This window comes from Nocardioides sp. Root1257 (genome assembly GCF_001425175.1).
Lineage (GTDB): Bacteria > Actinomycetota > Actinomycetes > Propionibacteriales > Nocardioidaceae > Nocardioides.
Genome location: NZ_LMDV01000001.1, coordinates 871388 through 885898, shown reverse-complemented (window position 1 = coordinate 885898; position 14511 = coordinate 871388). Strand labels below are relative to the sequence as shown.

The following is a 14511-nucleotide window of genomic DNA, read 5'->3' as shown; positions in this document are numbered from 1 at the left end:
CGTATGACGTTGCTGAGGACCCGCCGCGCGTCAGAGCAGCGTCGCGGCCTTGTCGAGGACGGTGCGGAGGATCTGCTCCATCTCGTCGAAGTGGGGCTGGTCGCAGATCAGCGGCGGGGAGAGCTGGATGACCGGGTCGCCGCGGTCGTCGGCGCGGCAGTAGAGGCCCTCGTCGTAGAGCGCCTTGGAGAGGAAGCCGCGGAGCAGCTTCTCCGACTCCTCCTCGTTGAAAGTCTCCCGGGTGTCCTTGTCCTTGACGAGCTCGATGCCGTAGAAGTAGCCGTCGCCGCGGACGTCGCCGACGATCGGCAGGTCCAGGAGCCGCTCGAGGGTGGAGCGGAAGGCGCCCTCGTTGTCGCGGACGTGCTCGAGGATGTGCTCGTTCTCGAAGACGTCGAAGTTCGCCATCGCGACCGCGGTCGAGACCGGGTGGCCGCCGAAGGTGAAGCCGTGGGCGAAGGACTCGGCTCCGTGGAGGAACGGCTCCATCAGACGGTCGGAGGCGATCATCGCGCCAAGCGGGGCGTAGCCGGAGGTGATGCCCTTGGCGGAGGTGATGATGTCGGGCTGGTAGCCGTAGCGCTCCGCGCCGAACATGTAGCCGAGCCGGCCGTAGGCGCAGATGACCTCGTCGGAGACCAGCAGCACGTCGTACTCGTCGCAGATCTCGCGGACCCGCTGGAAGTAGCCGGGCGGGGGCGGGAAGCAGCCGCCGGCGTTCTGCACGGGCTCGAGGAAGACGGCGGCCACGGTCTCGGGCCCCTCGTTCTCGATCTGGACGGCGATCTGGTCGGCCGCCCAGCGGCCGAAGGCCTCGGGGTCGCTGCCGTCGAGCAGGCCGCCGGTGGTCTCGGCGGCGCGGTAGATGTTGGTGTTCGGGACCCGGAAGGTCGAGGGGACCAGCGGCTCGAACTGTGCCTTGAGTGGCGGCAGGCCGGTGATCGACAGGGCGCCCTGGGTGGTGCCGTGGTAGGCGATGGTGCGGCTCAGCACCTTGTGCTTCATCGGCTTGCCGGTGAGCTTGAAGAAGTTCTTCGCGAGCTTCCACGCCGACTCGACGGCCTCGCCGCCGCCGGTGGTGAAGAAGACCCGGTTCAGGTCGCCCGGCGCGTAGTTCGCGATCCGCTCGGCGAGCAGGATCGCGTTGGGGTGGGCGTAGGACCACAGCGGGTGGAACGCCAGCTCCTTGGCCTGTGCGGCCGCCGCGTCGGCGAGCTCGGTGCGCCCGTGGCCGAGCTGGGAGACGAAGAGCCCGCCCAGGCCGTCGAGGTAGCGCTTGCCCTGCGCGTCGTAGATGTAGGCGCCCTCACCGCGCACGATGATCGGCACGTCCGAGGTGTCGTAGGTCGAGTGGCGCGTGAAGTGCATCCACAGGTGGTCCTTGGCGGCGCGCTGAAGGTGGTCGTAGTCGTGCTGCATGTCCCCATGGTGCGTGGTGCGCCTGGCGAGAAGCAAGCGGATCCGTCGCGGCGGCGTGTGATTTCTCCGGAATCCGTTGTTGAATGGGCAACATGACTCGGTACGGCCCGCAGCTCGGACCCGATATCACCTGGCTGGAGGGTCGCTGATGGCGACGCTGTTCACCAACGGCGCCCTCTTCGACGGGCACCGGTACGTCGGTGCCGGCGAGGTGCTGGTCGCGGAAGGTCGCATCCTGTCGATCGACGGTGGTTTCGAGGATCGCTCCGCTGGCACCTCGACCACCGGGGTCGACGAGGTCGTCGACCTCCAGGGCGGCCTGCTCGCGCCGGGCTTCGTGGACGCGCACGTGCACGCGGTGCAGGGCGGTCTCGAGCGCACCCGCTGCGACCTGACCGAGGGCGAGAACCGCGACGACTACCTCCGGATCATCAGGGCGTACGCCGACGCGCACCCGGACCGGCCGTGGATCCTCGGCGGCGGCTGGGCGATGTCGGCCTTCCCGGGCGGCACGCCCACGGCCGCCGACCTGGACGCGGTCGTGCCCGACCGGCCGGTCTTCCTGCCCAACCGCGACCACCACGGTGCGTGGGCCAACAGCCGAGCGCTCGAGCTCGGCGGGATCGACCGGCACACGCCCGACCCCGCTGACGGTCGCTTCGAGCGCGACGCCGAGGGTCGACCCACGGGGACGCTGCACGAGGGCGCGATGCACGCCGTCGCGCGGCTGACGCCGCAGACCACGGACGACGAGTACTACGCCGCGCTCCTCGAGGGTCAGCGCTACCTCCACTCGTACGGCGTCACCGGGTGGCAGGACGCCATCGTCGGGGCGTACGCCGGCATGGACGACCCGGGCCCGACGTACCTGCGCGCCGCGCAGGAGGGCGACCTGTCGGCGCACGTCGTCGGTGCGCTCTGGTGGGACCGCACGCGCGGCGCCGAGCAGATCCCGGACCTGGTGGCGCGCCGCGAGGAGTACACCCACGGGCAGTTCCGGGCGACGAGCGTGAAGGTGATGCAGGACGGCGTCGCCGAGAACTTCACGGCCGCGCTCGGCCAGCCCTACCTCGACCGCTGCGGCCACGCGACGACCAACGCCGGCCACTCCTTCGTCGACCCCGAGGCGCTGCGGGAGTACGTGCGACTGCTCGATGCGACCGGCTTCCAGGTGCACGTCCACGCGATCGGCGACCGCGGCGCGCGCGAGGCGCTGGACGCCTTCGCCGGCACCGACCCCGAGCGGCGCCACCACGTCGCGCACCTGCAGCTCGTGCACCCCGACGACCTGGGCCGCTTCGCCGACCTGGGGGTCGCGGCCAACCTGCAGATGCTCTGGGCCTGCCTCGACGAGCAGATGGTCGAGCTGACGCTGCCGTTCCTGGGGGAGGAGCGGGTGGGCTGGCAGTACCCGTTCGGCGACCTCGAGCGCGCGGGCGCGCGGCTGGTCGCCGGCAGCGACTGGCCGGTGAGCAGCCCGAACCCGCTCGAGGCGATGCACGTCGCCGTCAACCGGACGGCGTACGGCGAGCCGGGGCGGGCCGGGCACGAGCGGTTCCTGCCCGAGCAGGCGATCGCGCTGGAGAGCGCGTTCGCGGCGTACACCTCGGGCTCGGCGTGGATCAACCACGTCGACAACGCCGGCGTGCTGCGGCCGGGCGCGACCGCGGACCTGGTGGTGCTGGACCGCGACCCGTTCGCGGGCTCGGCCGACGACATCGGCGGCACCCGGGTGGTGTCGACCTGGATCGACGGGACGGCCGTCCACCACGCCTGAGAGGGCCCGAAACGACGAAATCCGTGTTGCGGGGCGGCTCGCCCCTACAGATTCCGTTGTCCTGCCTCTAGGCTCGCCACCATGGCCGATCAGTCTTTCAAGAACGTCGTCAACGGGGAGCTCGTCGAGAGCGTGTCGGGGGAGACCTACGACGTCATCGACCCGACCACGGGGGAGGTGTACGCGCAGGCGCCGAAGTCCGGGGACGAGGACATCGACCGTGCGTACGCCGCGGCCGACGCCGCCTTCGAGGGCTGGGGGTACGCGACGCCGCAGGACCGCTCCAACGCGCTGCTGAAGATCGCCCAGGCGATCGAGGACCGCGTCGACGAGATCAACGCGGTCGAGTGCAAGGACACCGGCAAGCCGATCCAGCTCACCATGGACGAGGAGATGCCGTACGCCTCGGACCACTTCAAGTTCTTCGCCGGGGCCGCACGCATGCTCGAGGGCAAGGCGGCCGGCGAGTACATGGCCGACCACACGTCGTGGGTCCGGCGCGAGCCGATCGGCGTCGTCGGTCAGGTGACGCCGTGGAACTACCCGCTGCTGATGATGATCTGGAAGATCGCGCCGGCCCTCGCAGCCGGCAACACCGTCGTCCTGAAGCCCAGCGACACCACCCCGGCCAGCTCGACGCTGCTGGCCGAGCTCTGCCAGGAGTTCCTGCCGCCGGGCGTGCTCAACGTCGTGTGCGGCGACCGCGACACCGGCCGCGCGCTGGTCTCCCACAAGACCCCTCAGATGGTGGCGATCACCGGCTCGGTGCGCGCGGGCATGCAGGTCGCCGAGGCAGCCTCCCACGACCTCAAGCGCGTCCACCTCGAGCTCGGCGGCAAGGCGCCGTGCATCGTCTTCGACGACGCCGACATCGCGAAGGCGGCCGAGGGCATCGCCGGCGCCGGCCTCTTCAACGGCGGCCAGGACTGCACCGCGGCCACCCGCGTGCTCGTCCAGGCGGGCGTGCACGACGAGTTCGTCGCGGCGCTGGCCGAGGCCGCGAAGGGGATGCCGACCGGCATGCCCGACGACGAGGCGACCTACTACGGGCCCCTCAACAACGCCAACCAGCTCGCCCACGTCACCGGCATGGTCGACCGCCTCCCCGACCACGCGTCCATCCAGACCGGCGGCGCGCGCAAGGGGGACAAGGGCTACTTCTACGAGCCCACCGTCCTGTCCGGGCTGCAGCAGAAGGACGAGCAGATCCAGACCGAGATCTTCGGCCCGGTGATGACCGTGCAGAAGTTCAGCGACGAGGCCGAGGCGCTGACCTGGGCCAACGACGTCCAGTACGCGCTCGCCTCGAGCGTCTGGACCCGCGACCACGCCCGCGCGCTGCGGATGTCGCGCCGCCTCGACTTCGGCGCGGTCTGGATCAACACGCACATCCCGTTCGTGTCCGAGATGCCGCACGGCGGCTTCAAGCACTCCGGCTACGGCAAGGACCTCTCCGGCTACGGCTTCGAGGACTACACCCGCATCAAGCACGTCATGAGCTACATCGGCTGAGCGCCGCGATAGCGGCGCGCTGCCTGCGTTGTCGGCGCTCGACGGCCCGCTTCGCTCGAAGGCCGCCTTCGCACCTCCGCCTTGGCACCACACCACTCTCGCGACGCTCAACTCGATGAGGAGAAGCTAGACATGAGGATCCTGTTGGTCGGCGCCGGGGGCGTCGGGTCGGCGTTCGCCGCCATCGCGGCGCGCCGCGACTTCTTCGAGACGATCGTGGTCGCCGACTACGACGCGGCCAAGGCCGACAAGGCCGCCGCGGCCGACGCGCGGTACGTCGGCGCGCAGATCGACGCCTCGTCGGCCGAGTCGGTCGCGGCGCTGTGCCGCGAGCACGGCATCACCCACGTGATGAACGCCGTGGACCCGGTCTTCAACATGTCGATCTTCAACGGTGCGGCCGAGGCCGGCGCCGACTACCTCGACATGGCGATGTCGCTCTCGAAGCCGCACCCGGAGGCGCCGTACGAGCAGACGGGCGTGAAGCTCGGCGACGAGCAGTTCGCCGTCGCCGACGACTGGGAGGCCGCGGGACGGCTGGCGCTGGTCGGCATCGGCGTCGAGCCCGGCCTCTCCGACGTCTTCGCGCGGTACGCCGCCGACCACCTCTTCAGCGAGATCGACGAGCTCGGCACCCGCGACGGCGCCAACCTCGTCGTGACCGACGACGACGGCAACGAGATCTTCGCGCCGTCGTTCTCGATGTGGACCACGATCGAGGAGTGCCTGAACCCGCCGGTCATCTGGGAGCACGGGCGCGGCTGGTTCACGACGCCGCCGTTCTCGGAGCCGGAGGTCTTCGACTTCCCCGAGGGCATCGGCCCGGTCGAGTGCGTCAACGTGGAGCACGAGGAGGTGCTCCTGATGCCGCGCTGGGTCGACTGCAAGCGGGCGACCTTCAAGTACGGCCTGGGCGACGAGTTCATCAACATCCTCAAGGTGCTGCACACCCTCGGCCTCGACAGCACCGAGAAGGTGCGCGTCAAGGGCGTCGAGGTCAGCCCGCGCGACGTCGTCGCAGCCGTGCTGCCGGACCCTGCCACCGTCGGGCCGCGGATGAAGGGCAAGACCTGCGCCGGACTGTGGGTCACGGGCACGGGCAAGGACGGCGAGCCGCGGTCGACCTACCTCTACCACGTGGTCGACAACGAGTGGACGATGCAGGAGTACGGCCACCAGTGCGTGGTCTGGCAGACCGCCATCAACCCCGTCGTCGCCCTCGAGCTGCTCGCGCGTGGCACCTGGAGCGGTGCGGGCGTGCTCGGACCCGAGGCCTTCGACGCGGTGCCGTTCCTGGACCTGCTCACCGAGTACGGCAGCCCCTGGGGGATGAAGGAGCTCTGAGCCCGGTGTAACGCATCCGGGGCGTTCGACGCTGTCAGTGGTGAGAGGTCCCCCGATCACCCAGGAGAGCAGGCATGAAGCGCACGTCTCGATCCGCGACGCTCGTCGGCGCCGTGGTGGCCGCACTGGTCACGACCGCACTCGGAACGGTCGGCGCCCCGTCGGTCGCCAGCACCTCGGCGCCCGCTGCCACGTCGATCTCCATCAGGACCCTCCAGCCGTCCGTGGCACCGGGTGATTCCGGTGTCGTCGCCGGGAACCTGCACGTGGACGGCGCTTCCCCCGCCGGCCGACCGGTCGCCCTGGAAGCGCAGGCGACCGGTGAGCAGGGCTTCACGCCGATCGGGACGGCGACAGCGGGGGAGCAGGGAGGCGTGCGCCTGACCGTGGCGCCGGAGGTGACGACCCGTTACCGCTGGCACTACGCAGGCGCTGACGACGCCCGACCGCGCATCAGCGGCGTCGCCGTGGTCAAGGTCCGCGCACCGAACGGCCCGGGCCGCCGCCTCCCCACCAACCTCTCCGTGCGCGCGGTGCGCCCCGTGGTGACGCCGGGCGGCAAGGACGTCGTCCGCGGGACCCTCCGCGCGGGCACCACTCGCCTGCGCGGGAAGTACGTCGTGCTGCTGTCGCGCACGACCGCGCAGCAGGGCTGGCAGTACCGCAACGGGGAGCGCACCGACCGGCAGGGCCTGGTGACGTTCACCGTGCGCCCGAAGGTCCGCACGACGTACCGTCTCGCCTTCGCCGGCACGGCCAACTTCAAGCCGGTCAAGAGCGGCGTCGTGACCGTCGGGGTCCGACAGGTCGTGAGCATCGCCGCCGACCCGCAGCGGATCGACCCCGGCTCCAGCAGCACGGTCACCGGGACCGTCACCTACGCCGCCAGCCCGGTCGCCGGCGTGACCGTCGACCTGCTCAGCCGGACCGTTCGGCCGAAGGCGGCCTGGGCCGTCGCGCAGACGACGACGACCGCCGCCGACGGCACGGTGAGCTTCACGGTGACTCCTCTCACCGCCACCCGCTACCGCCTGCGTGCGCACGCCGCAGCGGACCTGCCCGGCGGGTCCAGCCGCGTGGTCGAGATCGGCGTGCGGGCGCCGAGCTCGCTGTCGATCCGCGGCCGCGACGTCCCCCAGGGCCTGGCCGTCACGGGCCAGCTCCGCGCGCAGCGACACTCCGTCAAGGGCGCACTGGTGACGCTCCAGACGTACGATTCCGGCACGGCCACCTGGACGGTCGTCGACCAGCAGCGCACGGCACGCAACGGTTCGGTCCGTTTTGTGCGGCCGAGTGCGCCTGGCACCGACTACCGTCTGGCGTACGCCGCAGGACGATTCGCCGCGAGCACCAGCGCGACGCTCACGGACTGATGAATCGGAGACCGATCTCGAGGAGCTGCGCTGGACGCCACGAACGACCGACCGCTACCGCGCGGACTCGGGACGTCGCCGTCCCGGGTCCGCGCGGTCGCGGCTGTCGAGACGGGGGACGTGGACGAGCTGGAGCTCGCTCTGGCCGCGGCACGTTCGGGGGACGAGTCCGCCTTCGCGACGGTCTGGCGCGAGCTGCATCCGCGCCTGCTCCGCTACCTCCGGGGGCGGGGCGAGGAGAACCCGGAGGACCTGGCGGCCGAGACCTGGATGCACGTCGTCCACGGGCTCTCGACGTTCGAGGGCGGGGTGGCGGAGTTCCGCGCCTGGCTGTTCACGATCGCGCGGCACCGAGCGGTCGATCGGGGCCGGGCGCGCTCGCGTACGCCGGCGCTGGTCTCGGTCCCCGACCCGGTCGAGGTCGTGCGCCACGTGCCGACGACGGCGAGCGCCGAGGACGAGGCCGCCGGCAACGACGCGACGTCGCGTGCGCTCCAGCTGGTCGCCACCCTGCCGCCCGCCCAGGCCGAGATGGTGCTGCTGCGGGTCGTGGCCGGGCTGGAGGTCGCCGACGTGGCGCGCCTGCTCGACAAGCGGCCGGGCACGGTCCGCGTCGGCGTGCACCGCGCGCTCCGGTCGTTGGCCGAGTCCCTCGGGCCGGCTCTCGGACGCACAGCGGAGGGCGGTGAGTGATGGCACCCGACGAGATGGACGAGCACGAGCTCGAGCGCGCGCTGAGTGCCCCGGGCACGGCCGCCGAGCTGGCCGACCAGGAGAAGTACGTCGCGATGTTCCGCGCCGCCCAGCCCGCCGCGGCACCCACGGTCGTCGTGCCGATGGCCCGGCGGACCGCGCGCCGGGTCGGCACGACCGCGATCCTCGCCGCGGCGGTCGCCGTGGCGACCGGTGGCGTGGCCGCGGCCTACTCCAGCAACCTCCCGGCCCCCGTCCAGCGCGCGGTGCACTCGGTGCTGGCCCCGTTGGGCGTGCCGCAGGCCGACCCTCCGAAGGAGGCACCGCCGGCGGAGCCCGAGGCCGAGCCGACGCCGGTCGTGCCGTCGCCGACACCCGTCGCGCCGCCGCACCCGCGGCCCACGCACAGCCGCCCGGCGCGGCCGTCCAGCACGCCCTCGCCGACCCCCACCGTCGACCCGTCGGCGAGCCCGACGGACGAGCCGACCTCCTCGGAGTCGCCGTCCGCCGACCCGTCGACCTCGGAGTCGGCGTCCCCGTCGGCCACACCGACGACGTCCCCGACCGCGGAGCCCACCCCGACAGCGCCGCCCGCGCCGGTGCCCGCCTCCGTCGCGATCTCGTCGGCCGGAGCCGGCCAGCAGGTGGCGCCCGGCGGCACCGCCATCGTCACCGGCACGGTGGCGGCAGCCGACGGCGCTCCGGTCCCCGGGGCGCGGGTGGTGCTCCGGACCCGGTCCAGCGTGCAGGGGTGGACCCAGGTCGCCGTCGCCCGCAGCGGCGCCGACGGCTCGGTCTCGCTCTCGACCGGCGCGATCCAGCGCAGCAGCCAGGTCCGGCTGACCTCGCAGGGCGTGCGCAGTGCGAACGTGACCCTCGTGGTGCAGCCGTCGCTCACGGCCTACACCGAGACCACCGGCGACACGGCGACGGTGACGGCGTCCGCCGCCGGCGGCCAGAGCGGCGACCAGGTCGTGCTGCTGACGCGTCGCAACGGGCAGCTGGTCCAGGAGGCCACGGGCCGCCTCGACGGCAGCGGTCGGGCCACGCTCTCGGTGGCGGCCCCGCTGGCGGACCGGAACTACGTCGTACGCCTGGTCGGCACGCAGGACCACGCCGAGGCGACCGCCCAGGTGCGGGTCAAGGCGGCCGCGGGCCCCGTGTGACGGCCCGGAGGGCGGGCTAGAAGAGGTGCGGGAGCCGCAGCTGCGGCCAGGTGACTCCGGCGAACGCCGCACGCACCGCCTCGGCCCGGGTCTGGGTCGGCGGGCGTACGACGAGCAGGCTCGTCCCGGCCCCGTCGATGCGCACGGGGATCTGCCGCACCCGGTCGCGTGGCGTCCCGACCGGCACCGTGAGCTGCAGCGCCGCGGTCCGTGAGCCGGCGGGCACCGTGGTCGAAGCCGGGCCGAGCGGGCTTCGGGCGTCCACGACGAGGTCCCGGTCGCTGGTCCGGTCGAGCCGGACGGGCAGCGTCACCGTCTGCGCGAGCAGCGGCGAGGCAGTCGTCCTGGCGGCGCCGACGCTGACGACGGGCGGCGGGTCGTCGTCGACCACGGGCACGGACACCGCCGGTCCGGCCTCGAGGCCGCGGAGCCCGTCGACGGTGATCGCGAGCCGCTTGCCGTGGTCGTCGCGGTCGTCCTGGCGGGCGTCGACGACCGTCCGGGCCGAGCGCTCGCCGACGGCGAACGGCAGCGTCCGGCCCTGCACCCGCACCGCGGTCGGCCGCGACGTCGGCCGGCTCAGGCGGACGGCGAGCGCCAGCCGGCCGCCCTCGGCGACGCGGGGTCGGGCGGTGGTGATCTCGACCTGCGGCACCGGCGGGGTGGGTGCGCCGGTGGCGTCCAGGGCGGCGAAGCAGAAGCCGCGCGCCCGCAGCCCGGCGATCTCGGTGGGCAGCGCGCGCAGCGTGGCCGGAGAGTTGGTCACGCCGTCGTGCTGGAGGACGAGGTTGGTGCGGTGCGGCCGCACCGCGGAGCCGATGCCCGCCCGGATCTGCCGCGGCGAGAGCCCGGTCCAGTCGCGGGAGTCGATGGTCCAGAGCACGGAGGTGTAGCCCATCGCCGTCAGCAGCCGGTCGACCCGCGGGTTCGTCGCGCCGTACGGCGGTCGCGCGAGGTCGGTCGGGTGCAGCCCGGCCTCGTCCATCGCCCGACGCGTCGCACGCAGCGCGTGCCGGACCTCGGGGGTGGTCTGGGTGGTCAGGTCCGTGTGTGCCCAGGTGTGGTTGCCGATCGCGAAGCCGTTGTGCTCCACCAGGCGGGCGACCTCGGGGTACGCCGCGACCCGGCTGCCGACCATGAAGAACGTGGCCGGCACATCGAGGCGCCGGAGCAGGTGCACGAGTCGCGGCGTCACCGTGGGGGACGGGCCGTCGTCGAACGTCAGCGCCACCAGCCCGCGCGAGCAGGGGACGACCCGGTCGCGGTGCCCGGGCGCGGCGGCCACGCCGGCCACCGGTGTCAGGGCAGCCACCAGCAGCGCCACCGCGAGCACCCGACGCATCGACCCCACCTCCGAGACTGTGACGCTCGGTCGATGCATCAGGTTGTCATGTGCGGCGCAGCACCCGGAACGGCAGGTCGTCGAACGCCTGCACCTCGGTGTATGCCGTGGTGTCGATGCGCTGCCCGGAGCGGAGCAGCGGGTCGGCCGCCACCACCACGCGGTCGTGGCCGTTGACCACGATCGTGTCGTCGGCGCGCACGTCCTCGCGCATCAGGCCCTCGAACGTCTCGAGCAGCGTGTCCGCGCCGGCGACGCCCACCATCCGGCCCTCGACGAGCACCGGCATCGTCGCGGTCAGGACGTACTCGTCGGTGCACACGTAGTCGACGTACGGACCGGCGACGTGCCGCAGGCCCGTCGCGAGCGGGACCTGCCACCACTCGTGGCGCGTGTAGTCGAAGACGTGGTGGCCGATCGGGACGCCGCGCTCGGCGAGCAGCCGCTGGTCCTCGCCCTGCCACCACGCGAGGTAGTGCTCGCGGTCGGAGAGCCAGTCGGGGGACGCGACGAAGCCGGCGCCGACCACCGGGTGTGCCGCGAGCGTCTCGGCGGCCAGCGGCTGGATCAGCTCGCTGACCGTCGCGGCGGTCATCACGCCCTGCTCCTCGTACGCCGTGGTGACCCGCTCGGCGATGCCCTCCAGGCAGGCGAAGAGCGCGCCGAAGTACGCCGCGACCGCGGCGGCCGACCTGGCCAGGGAGGACGCTGACGGGACCGGGACGGTCGTGGACGTGCTGCTCAAGAGGCGCTCCTCGGCATCCGGTTGCGGTCGTGGACGTCGGCCTGGGTGCGGACCACCCGCTCCAGTGTGGACTGCAGGTGCGTCCGTGCGCACTGACGCGCGGCCTCCAGGTCGCCGGCGGCGATGGTGGCGATCAGGCGGTCGTGGTGGTGGGCCGTCTGCTCGCGGACGTCCGGGTCCGCGAAGGGGATGCGCGCCAGGCTGCCGAAGTCGGCCTCGAGCCGCACCACGTCGCGCGTGACCCGCGCCGACTGGGTCAGGGCGGCAACCGAGAGCCAGAGCTCGGCGTCGGCGTGCCGCCAGGCCCCGACCGGGTCGCCCTCGGTGGGCAGCAGGCTGCGGAGCGCGGTGACCTCGTCGCCGTCGGCCCGCTCGGCGGCCAGCTCGGCGCAGCCGGCGAGGACGAGCACGTACTGCGTCGCGCGGTCCTGGAGCTCGGCGCGCGACATCGATCCGAGCCGCTCCGCGAGCGCCTCCTCGTCGGCGTCGGCGCCCGCCGCGATGAAGGTCCCGCCGCCGCGACCGCGGGAGGTGGTGACCAGGCCCTCCGCGCGCAGCCCGGTCAGGGCCTCGCGCACGGTCACCACCGCGACGCCCAGCATCGCGGCGAGCTCGGGCTCGCTGGGCAGCCGCTCACCCTCAGCGAGCACCCCGGAGCGGATCGCCTCGGTCAGCCGTTGCTCGACCTGACCCGCCCGGCCGACGTCGCCGAGGGGCGCGAAGATCGCGCCGCGCGCGCGGCTGCCGTGCCGACGGATCTCCGTCATCGCGCGCTCCTTCGCAACACAGTTGTTACCGATCGGGGTCTACCCATTTAATGACTGGTTCCATATCTTATGGGCGTCACCTGCCCGAGCAACAGCATGACCAGAGGAGCCCGATGACGGCGACGGCCATCTCGCTGCGCGGCCTGAGCAAGCACTACGACCAGGTGCGGGCCGTGGACGAGCTCGACCTCGACATCGCCGACGGTGAGTTCTTCTCGATGCTCGGCCCGTCCGGGTCGGGCAAGACGACCGTGCTCCGGCTGATCGCGGGCTTCGAGGAGCCGACCGCCGGCACGATCGTGCTGGGGGAGGACGACGTGACCAGGCGTCCGCCGTTCGCGCGCGACGTCAACACCGTCTTCCAGGACTACGCGATCTTCCCGCACATGAGCGTGCTCGAGAACGTCGAGTACGGCCTGCGCGTGAAGAAGGTCGGCCGGGCCGAGCGGCGTACCCGGGCCGAGGAGGCGCTCGCGACCGTGCGGCTCGAGTCGTACGCCGCGCGTCGCCCGCACCAGCTCTCCGGCGGCCAGCGCCAGCGGGTCGCCCTCGCGCGGGCCCTGGTCAACCGACCCAAGGTGCTGCTCCTCGACGAGCCGCTCGGAGCCCTCGACCTCAAGCTGCGCCGCGAGATGCAGATCGAGCTCAAGGAGATCCAGCGCGAGGTCGGGATCACGTTCGTGTTCGTCACCCACGACCAGGAGGAGGCGCTCACGATGAGCGACCGGGTCGCGGTCTTCAACGAGGGGCGCATCGAGCAGCTCGCGACGCCGGTCGAGCTCTACGAGCGCCCGGCCAGCGCCTTCGTCGCGGGCTTCGTCGGCACGTCCAACCTCTTCCGCGGCGAGGCGGCCCGCGAGCTCGTCGGCGCCGAGGGCGCCTTCGTGATCCGGCCCGAGAAGGTGCGCCTCGACGCCGAGGCCCCCGCCGACACCAGCGGCCTCTGCGTCGCTCCCGGTGTCGTCCGCGAGGTCGTCTACCTCGGCTCGACGACCAGCACCGTGGTCGCGCTGGACGCGGGCCCGACCGTGACGGTGTCGCACCCCAACACCGACACCTCGATCGACGCCGCGCTGGAGCGGCGTGACCAACGCGTCGTGCTCACGTGGCGTCGCGACCACCTGGTGTCCCTTGAGGAGGAGACAGCATGAGGAAGATCCGGATGACGAGGCTGGCCGCGGTGGCCTGTGCGAGCGTGCTCGCGCTGGCGGCGACGGCCTGTGGCACCAGCTCGGGTGGCGACAGTGAGGGCAAGGCAGCGAGCAAGGACCAGGGCGGCTTCACCGCGCCCGACGTCCCGATGGCCGACGCGATCGGCGACCCCGAGGGACAGGTCAACATCCTGGCCTGGCCCGGGTACGCCGAGGACGGCAGCACCGACAAGACGATCGACTGGGTGACGCCGTTCGAGAAGGAGTCCGGCTGCCAGGCCAACGTGAAGTACTTCGGCACCTCCGACGAGGCCGTGCAGCTGATGAAGACCGGCGAGTACGACGTGGTCTCGGCCTCCGGCGACGCGACCCTGCGGCTGATCGCCTCGGGCGACGTCGCCCCGGTCAACACCGACCTGCTGAAGAACTACGCGGACATCGCGCCCTTCCTCAAGGACCAGAAGTTCAACTCCGTCGACGGCCAGATGTACGGCGTACCGCACGGCTGGGGCGCGAACCTGCTGATGTGGGACAAGGCCGCCGTCAGCCCGGCACCGACCAGCTGGGGCGCGGTCTTCGAGGGTTCGTCCGACTACGCCGGCAAGGTCACGGCGTACGACTCGCCGATCTACATCGCGGACGCGGCGCTCTACCTCATGAAGACGCAGCCCGACCTGGGCATCGAGGACCCCTACGCCCTCGACGACGACCAGCTCGCCGCCGCGGTCGACCTGCTGAAGAACCAGCGCAAGAACGTCTCGGAGTACTGGTCGGACTACCTCAAGGAGGTCGCGGCCTTCAAGAGCGGCGACTCGGTCATCGGCACCACCTGGCAGGTGATCGCCTCGACCATCGGCGACTCCGTGGAGGCGATCCTCCCCGAGGAGGGCTCCACCGGCTGGTCCGACACCTGGATGATCAGCTCGAAGGCCAAGAACCCGAACTGCGGCTACCTCTGGATGGACTACATCACCAGCCCGAAGGCGCAGGCCGCGGTGGCGGAGTACTTCGGTGAGGCGCCCGCCAACACGAAGGCGTGCGACCTCACCACCGACACGTCCTTCTGCGACACGTACCACGCAACCGACGCCGACTTCGCCGCGCAGATCCACTACTGGACCACGCCGATCGAGCAGTGCCTGGACGGTCGCACGGACGTGAAGTGCACCGACTACGGCGACTGGACGACCGCCTGGACCGAGATCAAGGGCTGACGGTTGTC

General features: G+C 72.1%; 12 protein-coding genes. 8 read left to right on the top strand and 4 right to left on the bottom strand.

Annotation, left to right across the window (positions count from 1 at the left end; genetic code table 11):
* Window positions 1-30: 30 nt before the first annotated feature.
* On the bottom strand, window positions 31-1419 hold the full coding sequence (locus ASC77_RS04310) for an aspartate aminotransferase family protein (protein WP_056149133.1): 1389 nt from the start codon (window positions 1417-1419) through the stop codon (window positions 31-33).
* Window positions 1420-1567: 148 nt separating this feature from the next.
* Between ASC77_RS04310 and ASC77_RS04305 the strand changes: the two genes are divergently transcribed.
* The 6 genes from ASC77_RS04305 (at window position 1568) to ASC77_RS04280 (ending at window position 9284) form a co-directional block, all read left to right on the top strand.
* Window positions 1568-3196, top strand: a complete 1629-nt coding sequence (locus ASC77_RS04305) for an amidohydrolase (protein ID WP_056149131.1) — start codon at window positions 1568-1570, stop codon at window positions 3194-3196.
* Between the two features lie 81 nt (window positions 3197-3277).
* Window positions 3278-4708: a gamma-aminobutyraldehyde dehydrogenase gene (locus ASC77_RS04300; protein WP_056149130.1), complete on the top strand. Its 1431-nt coding sequence runs from the start codon at window positions 3278-3280 to the stop codon at window positions 4706-4708.
* A 132-nt stretch (window positions 4709-4840) separates the two neighbouring features.
* A complete protein-coding gene (locus tag ASC77_RS04295) occupies window positions 4841-6052 on the top strand; it encodes a saccharopine dehydrogenase family protein (protein WP_056149128.1) in 1212 nt (403 codons plus the stop codon).
* 74 nt (window positions 6053-6126) lie between these two features.
* Complete coding sequence (locus ASC77_RS04290) at window positions 6127-7425, top strand: hypothetical protein (protein WP_056149126.1); 1299 nt, start codon at window positions 6127-6129, stop codon at window positions 7423-7425.
* A 120-nt stretch (window positions 7426-7545) separates the two neighbouring features.
* Window positions 7546-8118, top strand: a complete 573-nt coding sequence (locus tag ASC77_RS04285) for an RNA polymerase sigma factor (protein WP_056149124.1) — start codon at window positions 7546-7548, stop codon at window positions 8116-8118.
* Window positions 8118-9284, top strand: coding sequence for a hypothetical protein (locus tag ASC77_RS04280; RefSeq protein WP_056149122.1), 1167 nt, complete (start codon window positions 8118-8120; stop codon window positions 9282-9284). The genes ASC77_RS04285 and ASC77_RS04280 overlap by 1 nt, the downstream gene beginning before the upstream one ends.
* Before the next feature lie 16 nt (window positions 9285-9300).
* On the opposite strand, the gene ASC77_RS04275 is transcribed toward ASC77_RS04280, so the two are convergent.
* Genes ASC77_RS04275 through ASC77_RS04265 form a run of 3 tightly spaced genes read right to left on the bottom strand, consistent with a single transcriptional unit; the run spans window position 9301 to window position 12138 of the window.
* Window positions 9301-10626 (bottom strand): polysaccharide deacetylase family protein, encoded by a 1326-nt coding sequence (locus tag ASC77_RS04275; RefSeq protein WP_056793381.1) that lies wholly within the window; start codon window positions 10624-10626, stop codon window positions 9301-9303.
* 46 nt (window positions 10627-10672) lie between these two features.
* Window positions 10673-11371 (bottom strand): cache domain-containing protein, encoded by a 699-nt coding sequence (locus ASC77_RS04270; RefSeq protein ID WP_056149119.1) that lies wholly within the window; start codon window positions 11369-11371, stop codon window positions 10673-10675.
* Window positions 11368-12138: a FadR/GntR family transcriptional regulator gene (locus tag ASC77_RS04265; protein ID WP_056149117.1), complete on the bottom strand. Its 771-nt coding sequence runs from the start codon at window positions 12136-12138 to the stop codon at window positions 11368-11370. Before ASC77_RS04265 ends, ASC77_RS04270 begins: the two co-directional genes overlap by 4 nt.
* Window positions 12139-12251: 113 nt before the next feature.
* Here ASC77_RS04265 and ASC77_RS04260 point away from each other — a divergent pair, with 113 nt between their 5' ends.
* Window positions 12252-13289: an ABC transporter ATP-binding protein gene (locus tag ASC77_RS04260; RefSeq protein WP_156390908.1), complete on the top strand. Its 1038-nt coding sequence runs from the start codon at window positions 12252-12254 to the stop codon at window positions 13287-13289.
* Window positions 13286-14503 carry an ABC transporter substrate-binding protein gene (locus tag ASC77_RS04255; protein WP_056149113.1) on the top strand — a complete coding sequence of 406 codons (1218 nt, stop codon included), beginning with the start codon at window positions 13286-13288 and terminating at the stop codon, window positions 14501-14503. Before ASC77_RS04260 ends, ASC77_RS04255 begins: the two co-directional genes overlap by 4 nt.
* Window positions 14504-14511 lie beyond the last annotated feature (8 nt).